Origin of the sequence: Bizionia myxarmorum (assembly GCF_008086205.1) — a bacterium.
Taxonomy (GTDB): domain Bacteria; phylum Bacteroidota; class Bacteroidia; order Flavobacteriales; family Flavobacteriaceae; genus Algorimicrobium; species Algorimicrobium myxarmorum.
In genome coordinates this window covers 310,581-326,974 of record NZ_VSKK01000001.1, presented here as the reverse complement: position 1 = coordinate 326,974, position 16,394 = coordinate 310,581, and the positions used below count along the sequence as shown (strand labels likewise).

Genomic DNA, 16,394 nt, shown 5'->3' with positions numbered 1-16,394 from the left:
TAAAAATTTTGTCCCAATAACAATTGGGACAAATTTTAAATTTTTATGATTTTAAATTAAGCTTTAAACTTAATTCTTGGAGTTGTTTATCGTCTAATGGTGCTGGTGCATCTATCATTACATCGCGACCTGAATTGTTTTTAGGGAAGGCAATAAAATCGCGAATTGTTTCCTTACCATGCAAAATAGCAACTAATCTGTCTAACCCAAAAGCTAAACCGCCGTGTGGTGGTGCACCATATTGGAAGGCATCCATTAAGAAACCGAATTGTGCTTTTGCTTCTTCTTCCGTAAAACCTAAATAATCAAACATTAAAGCTTGGGTATTTTTATCGTGAATACGAATAGATCCACCGCCAATTTCGTTTCCGTTTAAAACTAAATCGTAAGCATTGGCTTTTACTTCTGCTGGATTGGTTTTTAATAATTCCAACTGGCCTGGTTTAGGTGATGTAAATGGATGGTGCATGGCGTGGAAACGTTCTGTCTCTTCGTCCCATTCTAAAAGCGGGAAATCCATAACCCAAAGCGGTGCAAACTCGTCTGGTTTTCGTAAACCTAAACGTTCTGCTAATTCCATACGCAAAGCACTTAATTGTGCACGCACTTTATTTGTAGGCCCCGAAAGTACACAAACTAAATCGCCGGCTTTGGCGCCCGTTTTTTCCGCCCATTTGGCTAAATCGTCTTGGTCGTAGAATTTATCTACAGAAGATTTGTAGGTTCCGTCGTCATTACAACGCGAATAAATCATGCCTAAAGCACCAACTTGTGGACGTTTAACCCAATCAATTAATTGGTCAATTTCTTTTCTAGTATAAGCGTTTCCGCCAGGAACTGCGAAACCAATAACTAGTTCAGCATCATTAAATACGCCGAAATCTTTATGTTGTGCTACATCATTCAACTCGCCAAATTTCATCCCAAAACGAATATCTGGTTTGTCGTTTCCGTATAAACGCATGGCGTCATCATAGAGCATTCTTGGGAATTCTGAAATTTCAACACCATTTACTTCTTTTAAAAGATGTCTGGTTAAACCTTCAAAAGCGTTTAAAATATCTTCTTGTTCAACAAATGCCATTTCGCAGTCAATTTGCGTGAATTCTGGCTGTCTGTCTGCGCGTAAATCTTCATCTCTAAAGCATTTTGCAATTTGAAAATACTTGTCCATGCCACCAACCATCAGCAATTGCTTAAAAGTTTGAGGAGACTGTGGAAGCGCGTAAAATTGACCTTCATTCATTCTAGAAGGCACCACAAAATCCCTTGCGCCTTCAGGAGTCGATTTGATTAAATAAGGCGTTTCAACTTCTATAAAACCTTCTTTTGATAAGTAGTTTCTAACTTCCTGTGTAACTTTATGACGGAAAATTAAATTATTTTTTACCGGATTACGTCTAATATCCAAATAGCGATATTTCATACGGATATCTTCGCCACCATCCGTTTTATCTTCAATAGTAAAGGGTGGTAATAAAGATTCATTTAAAATATCCAGTTTGGAAACTAATATTTCAATATCACCTGTTTGAAGATTCATGTTTTTAGAAGCGCGTTCAATAACGGTTCCAGTCACCTGAATTACAAATTCACGACCCAATTTTTGAGCTTTTTCCATCATGTCCTTCGGTGTGCGCTCTTCATCAAAAACAAGTTGCGTAATACCATAACGGTCGCGTAAATCTACCCAAACAATAAAACCTTTATCGCGTGATTTTTGTACCCAACCAGAAAGGGTAATTTCAGTATTGATGTGTGATGCTCGTAATTCACCACAGGTGTGACTTCTGTACATAATTTTGTGTTTTTATAACTAAACGTTATATGCGGGTGCAAATTTAAGGAAGTTAACCGATTATTAAATAAAAAAGCCTCAACATTTGTTGAGGCTTCTCGCTATTAGCCAATCTTTTATCTTGAGGGTATAAGAATTGGCTTTAAATACTTTCTGTTTTTGATGTTTTTCTTCTAAACCACATTTTTAATTGCATGGATAAAAAGAATAGTACGGGCACAACAATAAGCGTTAAAAAGGTTGCTACTAAAAGTCCGTAAATAACGGTCCATGCTAAAGGTCCCCAGAAAACAACGTTGTCTCCACCCATGTAAATATTTGGATTCAATTCACTAAATAACGTGAAAAAATTAATATTTAAACCAATAGCCAACGGAATCAATCCTAAAATAGTGGTAATGGCGGTCAATAAAACAGGGCGTAAACGTGCTTTTCCAGCTCTTACAATACTTTCAAATAAATCCTCTTGTGTTAAATAATCGCGTTCCTCTAAATCTAAATCATTCTTTTTCCTATCTATAAGTAATTGGGCATAATCCAGTAAAACCACACCATTATTTACCACAATTCCAGCCAGCGAAATAATACCGACCATAGTCATCATAATAACGAATGAACTTCCCGTTATAACAATACCGCCAAATACACCAATGAAACTTAAAAGAATAGCCAACATGATAATGGTAGGCTTGGAAACCGAATTAAATTGAAATATTAAGATGAAAAATATTAAACCTAAACCAGTTAATAAAGCACCATTTAAAAAATCTTGTTGCTTTTTTTGTTCTTCAATTTGACCAGTATAATCCACTGTAATCATATCTGGGATACCTTTATAGCTTTTCATTTCATTTTGAATTTGAGCTATAATAGCACCAGCATCAATAAATCCAGGTGATAAAGCTGAATATACCGTAACAACACGACGTGTGTTTTTGTGCTTAATAGCGCTAAAACCAGAGTTGTTTTCGTGTTTGGCAACTGCGGAAACAGGGACACTTTTCATCTGTCCTGTGTTATCTCTGAATGTAATATTTTGATTAAATAAAGCGCTGGTATTATAGCGATTTTCTTCATTGAAACGAACGTAAATATCAAAATCGTCACCATCTTCCTTATAAATTCCAGCTTTGGCACCAAAAATAGAATTTCGTAATTGCTGACCAATTTGAGAAGTAGTAATTCCTAATTCACCTGCTTTCTCGCGGTCAATAATGACGCGCATAGATGGCTTATCTTTGTTTACATCAATTTTCAATTCATCAATCCCGGCAATGTTTTTAGTGTTGATATATTCCCGCATATTTTCGGCAGTGTTAATCAACTCATCATAATTGTCTCCTTCAATTTCAATGTTGATTGGCGACCCTGTTGGTGGTCCATTTGCATCTTTTTCAACGGAAATAAGAACACCTGGATAAATGCCCACTAATGCTTCTTGAACTTTTTGACGTAATAATTCACTATCGGCACCACGACGGAATTTATATTCCCGCATGGAAGCTGTAATTTTAGCTTTATGGGGCATTTCAGCTGATGAGCCACTATCTGCTCTTGGATTTCCAGCACCTTCACCAACTTGAGAAACGGCACTTTCTACCAAGAAATTATAATCGCCATCTTTATATTGTTCATCATTAACAACCGAGTAAACACGTTTTTCAATTTCTTGGGTAATGGCATTTGTTTTCTCAATAGCGGTTCCTTGCGGATATTCGATATACACAATAATTTGGTTCGGGTCGTTATCTGGGAAAAATTCAATTTCCGTTCGTTGCGTAGATAATGATATCCCAAACGCTACAAACGCTAGAACTAAAAGTAGAAATGTTCCTATTGTAATTATATAAGGTTTCCATCCAGCTAAAGCCCAACGCAACTGATTTTCATACCAACGCTCCAACCTTACTAACGTTTTAGTTTGAAAACTGTTTGCCCACTTACGCAAGAATAAGCGATAAACCCATTGCATTATAGCTGTAAAAATCATTAAGGTTCCTAAAGCACGATAGTCTCCACCAAAAATAACAATCAGAATACCAATGCCAGCTATAATGGCTGTGTTGCGAATAATATTTTTAAGGGGCATGTCCTTGTCTTCTGTGCTCATAAACTGCGATACTAAAACCGAGTTAAAAAGAACAGCAACAAATAAAGACGAACCTAAAACAATGGAGAGCGTAATGGGTAAAATCATCATGAATTCTCCCATTATTCCTGGCCATAAACCTAAAGGAATAAATGCGGCAACTGTGGTTGCAGTTGAAATGATAATAGGAAAAGCAATTTCACCAATACCTTTTTTAGCGGCTTCAATGCGACTCATGCCTTCTTCATCCATAAGACGATACACGTTCTCTACCACCACAATACCATTGTCTACCAGCATTCCCAGACCCATAATAAGTCCGAAAAGAACCATGGTATTTAAACTATGTCCTAATAAGTTTAATATCATCAAGGACATAAACATGGACATTGGAATGGCAAAACCTACGAAAATGGCGTTTTTGAATCCTAAAAAGAACATGAGAACTACAACTACTAAAATAACACCAAAAATAATGTTGTTTACCAAATCGTCCACTTGACCAATGGTTACCGAAGACTGATCATTAGCGATAGTTACTTTTAAATCTTGTGGAAATTCAGTATCAATGGCCTTTTGAACAATGACTCGAATTTGTTCCGCAGCGTCCACCATGTTTTTTCCTGCACGTTTTTTAACGTCTAACATGACAACGGGTTCACCAAATTCTCTAGCAAAAGTGGTTTTGTCTTCCTCGTGAAATGTTACGGTTGCCACATCTTTAAGATATATGGCGTTGCCTTTTTCTGCTTTAACCACAAAATTCTCGAGTTCTTTAGGCGATTCAATTTCTCCTAAAATTCGAATTGTTCTACGCTGACCACTTGCTTTTAAGTTCCCAGCAGACATGGTAATGTTGCCATTATTTATGGCGCTAATAATGTCATTAAAGGTTACATCAGCCGCCATCATTTTATAGATGTCTACAGCAACTTCGACCTCTTTATCTTGAGCGCCACGAATATCAACTTTTTTAATTTCAATTAAATCTTCAATTTCATCTTGAAGGTATTCGGCGTATTCTTTCAGTTTTTCTACAGTGTAATCACCAGAAATATTAATGTTTAAAATGGGCATTTCTTCAGAAAGGCTCAATTCAAAAACATCCGGTTTTACCTTTGCACCATTGGACATTGGCCAATCTTCGCCTGCCGTTTTAGTGTCTATTTCGTCTTTTACTTTTTGTTTGGCTTGTTCGACGGTGATATGTTCGTCAAATTCCACAATAATCATGGAAAAATCCTCTTGTGATGTGGAGGTAATTTCAACCACATTACTTACCGTTTTTAGCTCATCTTCCAAAGGATCGGTGATGAGTTTTTCAACATCTTCAGCCGTGTTTCCTGGGTAAATAGAACTTATATATATCTTGGTTTCGTTTACTTCAGGGAAGCTTTCTCGGGGCATTTCAAAAAATGCCGCAACACCCAAATAAAATATCACCAAGATTAAGACATACATCGTGGTTTTATTATTAATAGCCCAAGATGATAAACCAAATTCTTTATCGACTTGCTTTTTCTTTTTAGTCATGATGTATTTGTTTATTCGTTGGTGCTGGTGGTTTCAGTTTGCATGCTAATGACTTTAACGGTTTGACCGTCTTTAACGCTTCTGGCGCCTTCTTCTATAATTTCAGCACCATCTTCAAGACCTTCTAAAACTTCAATCACGTCACCTTGCGTTTTTCCAGTTTTTATAATAACACGTTTCGCTTCGCCTTCATTATTGGATTTTTTGTTGGTGATAACATAAATATATTGTTCACCTTCCGCATTTTCTGAAATAATACTTTGTGGAATTAACAGTGCTTTTTCATTGGTATAATCGTTGATTTTAAGTCGCGCTGTTAAGTTTGGTTTAATGCTTTTCTCTTTATTCGGAATACTTACTTCCACTTTAAAAGTTCGGTTTGCTGGATTAATCACATCGCCGGCTTGACGCACTTCTGTTTCTATGGTTTTACCTAGCACAGGAAAATCTACCGTTACTTTTTTACCACGAATTACATTGGCTATGTAGCGTTCTGGAACATCGGTTTCAATATACATATTGTCTAAATTTACAATACGCATTAACTGACTTTGTCCTGCCATAACCACCGTTCCTTGCTCCGTCATAACATCATCAATAGTTCCTGAAAATGGCGCCGTAACACTTGTTTTTGAAATTTGCTGTCTGATTTGATTTACAGACTCTGCTTGACTTTCATAAGCGGATTTAGCTTGCAAAAATTGAATTTCACTACCAATATTTTCATCCCACAAACGCTTTTGACGTTCAAAAGTTGTTTTAGCTAAATTGGCTTGAATTTCGGCTTGTGCAAATTGTTGACTTAAGCCACCATCATCAATTTTAGCTAAAAGCTGTCCTTTTTTAACTTTTTGGCCTTCCGTAACGTAAACCTTTGTTAAAATACCATTGTATTCCGGCGTGATAACTAATAAATCTTTAGTAGTTACGTTTCCTTGAATTTCCAATTGGTGGTTAAAAACTTCTTGTTTAGCCGTAAAAGTTGTAATTAATGGTACTTTTCTTACCGTATCTAATTTCGAAATTTTTTCGTTAAGCAACTTAATCTTTTCATTCAATGCTTGTTGCTTGCTGTCTATTTCGTTGCGCTTTTCTTTTAAATCGCTTAAATTTCCAGATGCCAAAACAGCATCAAACGATTTTTCATCTTTGTTGCCACAAGACGAAATAATAAGGGCAAGAATAAAAAGGATTTTTAAATTTTTCATGAGATTATAATGATGGATTGGCTTAATACTTTACGGTATTTAATATGGTTTCTAATTCTGATTTTTTCGTGATAACATTAAACATGGATTGTAAATATTCCTGTTGTGCCGAGTAAAGTTGCGTTTGTGCTTGTCTTAAATCGAAACTAGTTGCGATACCTTCAAAAAATTTAGTTTGATTTTTTTGCTCAATGCGTTCTGATAAATTTAAATTCTCACGCTTGTTTTCATATTCTTCAATAGCGAATAAATAATCACTTTTTGCAGCTGAAATTTGAAACTTTAATTGTTGTTCTGTTTCGGTTAATTCTACTTGGGCGATTTCTAAATTTATTTGTGCACGCTGTGTAGCAGCACTTCGCATTCCTGAACTAAAAATAGGAATGGTTAAATTGGCACCAAATAATGAGGATCCGTACCATTTTTGATTTTCATTAGCAAATGAAAAAGTTTCACTGTAACCACTATAACCTGCATTTATAAAAGCGCTTAAAGTGGGTAAAAATTTACTTTTCTCTAGTTTTAAAAGTAATTCTTGCGCTTCTTCTTGGTTTTTTGCTATTTGATAATCAATACTATTTTCAACATTATCATCAGTCCCTAAAATTTCTAAAGACATGTTTTTTAGCGTTAGAGCTTCTAGGTTTTCTGTTAAACTAACCGTTTGGTTTAAATCAATTCCTAACGTAATATTGAACATTTTATGAGCAATATCATTTAGGCGTTCTACATTACTCAAATAGTTTTTTAAACCCGTTAATGTAATTTGTAATTGGTCAACACTCTCTTCTTCACCTAAACCATTTTCATAAATTTTGGTTGTTTCGTTGAGGTTTTTTTCTAGAACATCAATGTTTTTAACTACAATTTCATAATTTTCTTCTGAAAGCAAAACGTTTCCATAAGCGTTAATAACAGCATTTCTAATTTCTAAATCAGTTTTTACCTTGGCATTTTGAGAGATTTCTAAATATACTTTAGCCGATTGAAGTCCTACTAAATAAGACCCATCAAATATTAGCTGACTTAAAGTTGCAGTGGCATTCATATTTTGTTTTGGACTAAATTTAACCGGAACAAAAGTTCCTGGTGTGCCACCTGCCAATTCAGCTGGTAAAAGGGACACTTGTTGCTTAATCCAATTGGTATAATCTGCATCAGCATTTAATTGAGGTAATCCCGTAGCGGTAGTTTCCCATTTTTGCTTTTTAGCAGCTTCTATATCCATAAGCGCAATTTTTGCCGATCGATTATTGGCCAAAGCATAATCTATAGCTTCTTGTAAGGTGAAAGAACTTGGTGTTTCTTGGGCAAATAGCCAAGAAGAGAATAATAAGCTCAATATTAAAAGTGATGTATTTTTCATGGTTTGTATGCGTCTCATTTTTATTTTTCAGCGGTCAATAAAATGGTGTTTAATTTGGCAATGCCTTTATCGGTACTAATGCCACGTATATGGTATTCTAAATAACTGTCCATTAAGGTTTGCATGGAGAAATCATCAGCAGGGAACAATTCGGCGTCTTTTAAACTCATCATGGTGTTAAAATATAAGCGCGAAACAAATTCAATGTCTATAGAATTTCGATATAAACCTTCTGAAACACCACGCTTCAAGTTATTAGTAACACAATCCTGCATAATATGGAATTGGTTATTTTTTAAAGATTCAAAAATCTTCGGATAATATTTTTTAAGTTGGTATTGAGGTGATGATTTTTCGTCCTTTAAATGGGTCATGGTGAATTTTTTAATTTCAAAAATTTCATCAATCGGATTTTTGTTTAAGGCACAAATACCGTCAATACCTTCCGAAATAAACGTAAACATATACATGGTAGCCGCTTGAACCAATTTGGTTTTGGTGGCAAAATGTTGGTATATGGTTTTTTTTGAAACGCCTATTTCATTGGCAATATCGTCCATGGTTACGCTTTTAAAGCCGTAACTTAAAAACAGATCTGCTGCGTTATTAAGTATTTTGTCTTTCATAATCGGGTGCAAATGTACATTAGGAAACTTTAAAAACCTAAAAAGTTTCCATAGTTTTAATCTTTTTTTATTATTGCCCACAGGTTGTTGTAAATATTAATCCAATTCCCTTATTTTTGCCAGATGCAAAACATACCATTTTATCAACAAGCCTTTGTGGATTACTTAGATGGTTACATCCAAGACAAAGAGCCGCAATCTTTATATCAACCTATTAATTATATTCTACAATTAGGCGGAAAACGCTTACGTCCCGTTTTAACCTTGATGGCGGCCGATATTTTTGATTGTGATCACAAAAAGGCTTTAAATGCGGCCTTAAGTATTGAGGTGTTTCATAACTTTTCCTTGGTTCATGATGATATTATGGATGATGCACCTTTGCGTCGTGGACAAGAAACAGTTCATGAAAAATGGGATATAAACACCGGAATTCTTTCTGGTGACGCTATGCTCATTATGGCATACCAATTATTTGAAAACTATGATGCTACCACCTTTCAAGCTTTAGCTCAATTATTTAGCAAAACAGCTTTGCAGGTTTGTGAAGGCCAACAATACGATGTGGATTTTGAAAGTAGAGATGATGTTTCTATTTCAGAATATTTAAAAATGATTGAGTATAAAACAGCAGTTCTAGTTGGTGCAGCTATGGAAATGGGAGCTATTGTGGCCAAAGCGTCTCAAGATGATATTTTAAATATTTATGAATTTGGTAAAAATTTAGGTATTGCATTTCAGTTACAAGATGATTATTTAGATGCTTTTGGCGATCCTGAAACCTTTGGAAAACAAGTGGGAGGCGATATTATAGAAAATAAAAAAACCTATTTGTATTTAAAAGCATTGGAGTTTTCAAATGCTGAAGAAAAGCAACAACTTTTACATTTATATAGTTTAAAACCTTCAGACCAGACGGGAAAAATTGAGACCATAAAAGAGGTTTTTGATGCTTCCGGAGCTAGTTTAGCTACAAGAAAAGTTATAGAAGAATACACGCTTAAAGCCTTTGATATTTTGGAAGGCTTACACGTTTCCGAAGAAAAAAAGTTACTTCTTAAAACTTTTGGGCAACAATTAATGAATAGAAATGTATAATGGAATTACCTGCTACTTTTAATGATTTAATTGAAGAAGCCAATAATTTGGATCTGTATCAAAAACTTATTCAACAATTAAATAAAGACTTGGCTTTGGCTAATGTGGACTTTGAATTTGAGCTGGAAGTTTTGCCTTCCAGTTTAAAACTCATGTTGCATGAAACGGTTTATAAATTAGTTCAAGAAAAATTTATGGACTATTTAAATCTGCTGTACATTATTGATGTTTCCGAAGATAAAGTCAAACAATTGGATGGTTCAGATACGGTAGTCATGTCAGAACACGTGGCGTTTTTCATATTACAGCGCGAATGGCAAAAGGTTTGGTTTAAAAATGTCTATCAATAAAGTAAGAGTTTTAAAAATAAATTCTAAAAAACGGCATCCACGAACTTCCGTAAATACTTTTATTTCTATCATATAAAACATCATACCGAACACCGATAGCCGTGGAAACACGTCCTGTACTTATGGTATATCCAGCGCCTACAAATAAAGCGGGATACCAATAATCGTCGTTTTGCAAAAGCAATCTGTTATCAAATTTTCTGCTTACGTGAAGTTCTTCAAATTCTACCGACAGTTGTAATTCCGGTATTGGATTAAACAAACCAAGCACGCTTCCGCCTAAAATGGTAGCTTTATAATAGTTTTTTCGGGTGGAATAGGTTCCGTTTAAGGAAACACCTGCAGCAAACTGCGGATTAAATCTGTAAATGGCACTTGGTGCTAATGTTCCACTGAAGTAATCACCTGAAAAACCCAATCCGATGCCGCCACCAAAACGCACATAACTCCAAAAATCATTTGTGGTAGTTTGAGCCGAAATTGTGGTAAAAAAAAGACAAATGAAGCCAAATAAAATGCTATTTATTTTTGGGAATTTGGAATCCTGTTTCATTTTCTAAATTTTAGTTAATTACATGTTATAAATGTAAGAAAAGCATATCTAATTTTACTAAAAGTTGTACTTTTGTATAAATTAAGTCAGAACGATTCAGTTTTAATTCATTTATGGATAAATATTCTTTTTTAAACGCAGCACATTCGGCATACTTTGCTGATTTATACGACCAATACTTAAAAAATCCGGATTCTGTCGAGCCAAGTTGGAGAGCTTTCTTTCAAGGTTTCGATTTTGGTAGCGAAAGCTATGGCATAAAGGATGAATCTGTTCAAGCAGCCCAAGTGGAAACAGAACAGGTTATAGGAACAGATGATTCCTGTGAACATGTATCCATTAGTGTCACGAAAGAATTTCAGGTTTTACAATTAATAGATGGCTATCGTACCAGAGGGCATTTGTTTACTAAAACAAACCCTGTACGAGACAGAAGAACGTATGAGCCAACTCTAGCGTTGGAAAATTTCGGTTTGTCACAATCAGATTTAGACACATCTTTTAGTGCTGGAAACACTTTAGGTTTAGGTTCTGATACGTTGCGAAACATCATCAAACATTTAGAAAACATCTATTGCCTTTCCATAGGTGTGGAATACATGTACATTAGAAAACCTGAAGAAATTAAATGGATTCAGGAAAAATTGAATGTGAATGATAATTTACCTGATTTTTCAAAGGATGAAAAAAAGCACATTCTTAAAAAGTTAAACGAAGCCGTTTCTTTTGAAACATTTTTACATACCAAATATGTAGGTCAAAAACGTTTCTCTTTAGAAGGTGGCGAATCCTTAATTCCTGCTTTAGATGCTTTAATTGAAAAAGCATCAGAATACGACGTAAAAGAATTTGTAATGGGAATGGCTCACCGTGGTCGTTTAAGTACCTTAACAAATATTTTCGGTAAATCAGCGAAAGACATCTTTAGTGAATTTGATGGAAAAGATTACGAACAAGAAGTTTTTGATGGCGACGTGAAATACCATTTAGGTTGGACGAGTGATCGTGTTACTGAAAACGGTAAAAAAATAAACCTAAATATTGCACCTAACCCTTCGCATTTAGAAACTGTTGGTGCTGTAGTAGAAGGTATAACTAGAGCCAAACAAGACGATAAATATTCTGATAACCCATCACAAGTACTTCCAATTATTGTACATGGAGATGCAGCCATTGCAGCTCAAGGTTTGGTTTATGAAATTGTGCAAATGGCGCAATTAGATGGTTATAAAACAAGTGGAACCATTCATATTGTAGTAAATAACCAAATCGGTTTTACTACCAACTATTTGGATGCGCGTTCTAGCACCTATTGTACGGATATTGCAAAAGTAACCTTGTCGCCAGTATTACATGTTAATGCGGATGACGCGGAAGCAGTTGTGCACGCTATGTTATTTGCGCTTCATTTTAGGATGAAATTTAAGCGCGACGTCTTTATTGATTTATTGGGTTATAGAAAATATGGACATAACGAAGGTGATGAGCCACGTTTTACACAGCCAAAATTATATAAAGCTATTGCAAAACATCAAAACCCTAGAGATATTTATGCTGCCAAGCTTATTTCTGAAGGTATCATTGATGAAAAACATGTTCAAAAATTAGAAGAAGATTACAAAAATAAGCTAGAAGAAAATTTAGAGGATTCTAGAAAAGAAGATAAAACAGAAATTACACCATTTATGCAAAATGAATGGGTAGATTTTATTTCTGTTGAAGAAGATAAAATGCTGAAACCGATTGATACTACATGTAGCAAGTCGGATTTAGAAAAAGTAACGAAAGTTATTTCTACGCTTCCAAAAGATAAAAAGTTCATTCGTAAAATTGAGCGTTTAATAGAATCTAGACAAACTATGTTTGATGAAGATAAATTAGACTGGTCAATGGCAGAACATTTAGCCTACGGAACTTTACTTTTAGATGGTAATGATGTTAGAATTTCAGGTCAGGATGTGGAGCGTGGAACGTTTTCGCATAGACATGCGGTTGTAAAAGTTGAAGATAGTGAGGAAGAAATTATCTTACACAACCAATTGAGCGATACCCAAGGAAATTTCTTTATTTATAACTCCTTATTATCTGAATATGGTGTAGTTGGTTTTGATTATGGTTACGCCATGGCAAGTCCGAAAACATTAACTATTTGGGAAGCACAGTTTGGAGATTTTGGTAATGGTGCCCAAATTATGGTGGATCAATACATTTCTGCAGCAGAAGATAAATGGAAACTACAAAACGGATTGGTTATGTTATTACCTCACGGCTATGAAGGTCAAGGTGCTGAACATTCATCAGGGCGTATGGAGCGTTTTTTACAATTATGTGCGAAAGATAATATGTTTGTGGCAGACTGTACAACGCCAGCCAACATGTTCCATATATTACGTCGTCAAGTAAAAGCGAAATACCGTAAACCGTTAATTATATTTACACCAAAGAGTTTGTTGCGTAATCCTAAAGTGGTTTCAACCGTTGAGGAGTTTGCAAATGGTGGATTCCAAGAGTTAATAGACGATGTGGAAATTAAAACAGCTGATGTGAAATCATTAGTGTTTGTAACCGGTAAGTTTTATTATGATTTACATGAAGAACGCGATAAACTAGAACGTAAAGATGTTGCTTTAGTAAGAATAGAGCAATTATTTCCATTACCAATCGAACAAATTGAAGCGGTTATGGAGAAATATAAGCATGCTGAAGAAATTGTTTGGGCTCAAGAAGAACCTAGAAACATGGGTGCTTACAGTCACATGCTAATGCATTTAGACCAAGCCAAAACATTCAGAGCCGTTTCTCGTAGACCTTATGGAGCACCAGCAGCTGGAAGCTCGGTAAGATCTAAAAAACGTCATAAAGAAGTTATAGACTATGTTTTTGACAAAACGAAAAACAACCAACACAAAAAATAAAATAAAAACTAAAACAGTATCACGATGATTTTAGAAATGAAAGTTCCTTCGCCAGGAGAATCTATTACAGAAGTAGAAATTGCAACATGGTTAGTTGCCGATGGTGATTACGTAGAAAAAGACCAAGCTATTGCGGAAGTAGATAGCGATAAAGCCACTTTAGAACTGCCTGCAGAAGCAAGTGGAACTATAACGCTTAAAGCTGAAGAAGGTGATGCCGTTGCGGTTGGAGCTGTTGTTTGCTTAATTGATACATCTGCTGAAAAACCAGGAGGTGGCTCTGAAAGTTCTGAAAAGAAAGAAGCAGTTAAATCTGAATCTAAAGAAGAAGCTAAAGAAACCAAAGAAGCGCCGGCTGAAGCTAAAAAGCAAGCACCAAAACCAGAAGCTAAAGCGGAAACTAAAACATATGCTACTGGAACAGCAAGTCCTGCTGCTAAAAAGATTTTAGCTGAAAAAAATATGGATGCTTCAGGAATCTTTGGAAGTGGAAAGGATGGTCGTATCACTAAAGATGATGCTGTAAATGCAGTACCTTCTATGGGAACACCAACAGGTGGAAACCGTTCATCATCTAGAAGTAGAATGTCTATGTTAAGACGTAAGGTAGCAGAACGTTTAGTGGAAGCTAAAAATACAACTGCCATGCTTACTACGTTTAATGAAGTAGATATGTCGCCAATTTTTGCATTGAGAAATGAATACAAAGAAACCTTTAAAAGCAAGCATGGTGTAGGATTAGGATTTATGTCCTTCTTTACTTTAGCTGTAGTTAGAGCTTTGAAAATGTACCCAGATGTGAACTCCATGATAGATGGAAACGAAATGATAACTTATGATTTTGTTGATATTTCTATTGCGGTTTCTGGACCTAAAGGTTTAATGGTTCCTGTTATTAGAAATGCTGAAAACTTAAGCTTTAGAGGTGTTGAAGATGAGGTGAAACGTTTAGCATTGCGTGCACGTGATGGTAAAATTACAGTGGATGAAATGACAGGCGGAACATTTACTATTTCTAATGGTGGTGTTTTTGGAAGTATGCTTTCAACCCCTATTATTAACCCGCCTCAAAGTGGTATTTTAGGAATGCATAATATTGTTGAACGACCAGTTGCTATTGATGGGCACGTGGAAATTCGTCCAATTATGTATGTAGCATTATCTTATGACCATAGAATTATTGATGGAAAAGAATCTGTTGGTTTCTTGGTGGCTATTAAAGAAGCATTAGAAAATCCTACGGAATTGTTAATGGATAATGATGTGAAAAGAGCTTTGGAGTTATAATTTCAAAAAATATTTTTAAAAATAAAAAGGGCTATTTCATGAGAAATAGCCCTTTTGCTTTTTAAAAATTAATTGTTGCATTAAAAAAAGCACACAACAATATTCATTGAGATTACAATGACGACTAATAAAATTATTCCGAAAACGAAAAATTTGTTTGTGTTAGAATCCTGCATGATTTCTAAATTCTTTAACAGATGAGATTGTTCTGACATGTTGATTTGGTTTGTACGTAGAAATGATCTTGAAAGACAACTCCAACCGTGATTAATAGCATTGTAAAGATAATGCTAACCTTTTGATTTTGAAATACGTAGTTATACGTATTTTTCGAATTTATCAACTTTTTTAAAATTATAGTGCTAATAATCAGTGTAATACAGTAAAATCTTACAGATTAATTCATAATGGTTAATGAATTCCAGGTGACTTTTAAATATGATTTGAAAAAGATGTTTAGGGTTAAATTCGGAATTGACCTTATTATTTTATTAAAATAAAAAAGCTTTTTATCCTTACAAATAAAAAGCTTCTATAATATTCCCTCAATAACTAACTAATAGCAAAGCAAAGATATAAGCAATCTTCATCATTTGAAATACGTATAACTACGTATTTTTCAATTAAAACCTATATTGACACCAAAAAAAAGCTTTTCATCTTTGCAGATAAAAAGCCCTTTCAGAATTTCCCTCAAATAACTAACTAATAGCAATGTAAATATAAGGTAGATTGTCTAGCTGTGAAATACGTATTTCTACGTATATTTTCTGCATTTTATTATAGGGCATAAAAAAAGGCTTTGCACGATAAACGTCCAAAGCCTTTTGATTTTCAACCTGTTAAAAACAAGGTCTCCGATTAATAGCACTGTAAAGATACAACATATTAACTTGGCTTGAAATACGTAGAAATACGTAATTTATATTCAGTTTAGAAATTGTTCATTTTCTTTCGCATACAAGGAAAGGCTGTTATGCTTGGATTCTAAATTCAATTTTTTAATAATATTACTTTTATGTTTTTCAATAGTTCTGCTAGAAACGCATAGTGCATTTCCAATTTCAATTGCGGTTTGGTTTTGCGCTATTAATGCCAATACTTTTAATTCTGTTTTCGTTAAATTATTTAAAGTTTGCGGCTTATGAGTATTTGAAGTAGAATTAAGATATAAGGCTATTTCTTCACTAAAATGGGGTTTGTTATTGATAACATTGGCTATACATAGTTCAATTTCTTCAATGGCAAACTCTTTAAGAATGTATCCAAAAATGTTTAATTCTTTCGCTTTGTCATAAAGTTCTTCACCCTTATCAAATGTAATGAGGATAATTTTGGTGGGAATTTCATTTTTTAAACATTCTTCAGCAACTTCTAATCCAGTTAAATACGGCATCCGAATATCTAGAATAGCTATTTCTGGTTTGTGCTTAACAATTAAATTGTAAGCTTCCTTGCCATCTTTGGCGCTTCCTAAAATATTGTAACCTTTAGACTTTAAAAAGTCGTGAAGACCGCGTAACATTAATGGATGATCATCCGCTATAATAATAGAAGGTTGCATGGCTGTG

The 16,394-nt window shown here is 34.7% G+C and carries 11 protein-coding genes; 4 read left to right on the top strand and 7 right to left on the bottom strand.

Annotated elements, in window-relative coordinates; genetic code table 11:
* Nucleotides 1–43: 43 nt before the first annotated feature.
* The 5 genes from aspS to ES674_RS01465 form a co-directional block, all read right to left on the bottom strand.
* Entirely contained in the window at nucleotides 44–1,798 is a 1,755-nt protein-coding gene (aspS, locus tag ES674_RS01485) for an aspartate--tRNA ligase (RefSeq protein ID WP_148402217.1), read from the bottom strand.
* 142 nt (nucleotides 1,799–1,940) lie between these two features.
* Entirely contained in the window at nucleotides 1,941–5,420 is a 3,480-nt protein-coding gene (locus ES674_RS01480) for an efflux RND transporter permease subunit (RefSeq protein ID WP_148402216.1), read from the bottom strand.
* Between the two features lie 11 nt (nucleotides 5,421–5,431).
* Nucleotides 5,432–6,628 carry an efflux RND transporter periplasmic adaptor subunit gene (locus ES674_RS01475; protein ID WP_148402215.1) on the bottom strand — a complete coding sequence of 399 codons (1,197 nt, stop codon included), beginning with the start codon at nucleotides 6,626–6,628 and terminating at the stop codon, nucleotides 5,432–5,434.
* A gap of 22 nt (nucleotides 6,629–6,650) precedes the next feature.
* On the bottom strand, nucleotides 6,651–7,994 hold the full coding sequence (locus tag ES674_RS01470; protein WP_148403606.1) for a TolC family protein: 1,344 nt from the start codon (nucleotides 7,992–7,994) through the stop codon (nucleotides 6,651–6,653).
* A 20-nt stretch (nucleotides 7,995–8,014) separates the two neighbouring features.
* Complete coding sequence (locus ES674_RS01465) at nucleotides 8,015–8,620, bottom strand: TetR/AcrR family transcriptional regulator (protein WP_148402214.1); 606 nt, start codon at nucleotides 8,618–8,620, stop codon at nucleotides 8,015–8,017.
* A 123-nt stretch (nucleotides 8,621–8,743) separates the two neighbouring features.
* On the opposite strand from ES674_RS01465, the gene ES674_RS01460 reads away from it, so the two are divergent.
* Both ES674_RS01460 and ES674_RS01455 read left to right on the top strand, forming a co-directional pair.
* Nucleotides 8,744–9,718 (top strand): polyprenyl synthetase family protein, encoded by a 975-nt coding sequence (locus ES674_RS01460; protein ID WP_148402213.1) that lies wholly within the window; start codon nucleotides 8,744–8,746, stop codon nucleotides 9,716–9,718.
* Nucleotides 9,718–10,068, top strand: a complete 351-nt coding sequence (locus ES674_RS01455) for a hypothetical protein (protein WP_148402212.1) — start codon at nucleotides 9,718–9,720, stop codon at nucleotides 10,066–10,068. Before ES674_RS01460 ends, ES674_RS01455 begins: the two co-directional genes overlap by 1 nt.
* 10 nt (nucleotides 10,069–10,078) lie before the next feature.
* Here the strand turns inward: ES674_RS01455 and ES674_RS01450 are convergent, their stop codons facing one another.
* Nucleotides 10,079–10,621 (bottom strand): alpha-ketoglutarate decarboxylase, encoded by a 543-nt coding sequence (locus ES674_RS01450; protein ID WP_148402211.1) that lies wholly within the window; start codon nucleotides 10,619–10,621, stop codon nucleotides 10,079–10,081.
* Between the two features lie 113 nt (nucleotides 10,622–10,734).
* On the opposite strand from ES674_RS01450, the gene ES674_RS01445 reads away from it, so the two are divergent.
* Nucleotides 10,735–13,536 carry a 2-oxoglutarate dehydrogenase E1 component gene (locus ES674_RS01445; protein WP_148402210.1) on the top strand — a complete coding sequence of 934 codons (2,802 nt, stop codon included), beginning with the start codon at nucleotides 10,735–10,737 and terminating at the stop codon, nucleotides 13,534–13,536.
* 24 nt (nucleotides 13,537–13,560) lie between these two features.
* The gene (odhB, locus tag ES674_RS01440; protein ID WP_148402209.1) at nucleotides 13,561–14,823 is read left to right on the top strand and encodes a 2-oxoglutarate dehydrogenase complex dihydrolipoyllysine-residue succinyltransferase; all 1,263 of its coding nucleotides are present in this window, start codon (nucleotides 13,561–13,563) and stop codon (nucleotides 14,821–14,823) included.
* 928 nt (nucleotides 14,824–15,751) lie between these two features.
* Here the strand turns inward: odhB and ES674_RS01435 are convergent.
* On the bottom strand, nucleotides 15,752–16,387 hold the full coding sequence (locus ES674_RS01435; protein ID WP_148402208.1) for a DNA-binding response regulator: 636 nt from the start codon (nucleotides 16,385–16,387) through the stop codon (nucleotides 15,752–15,754).
* Nucleotides 16,388–16,394 lie beyond the last annotated feature (7 nt).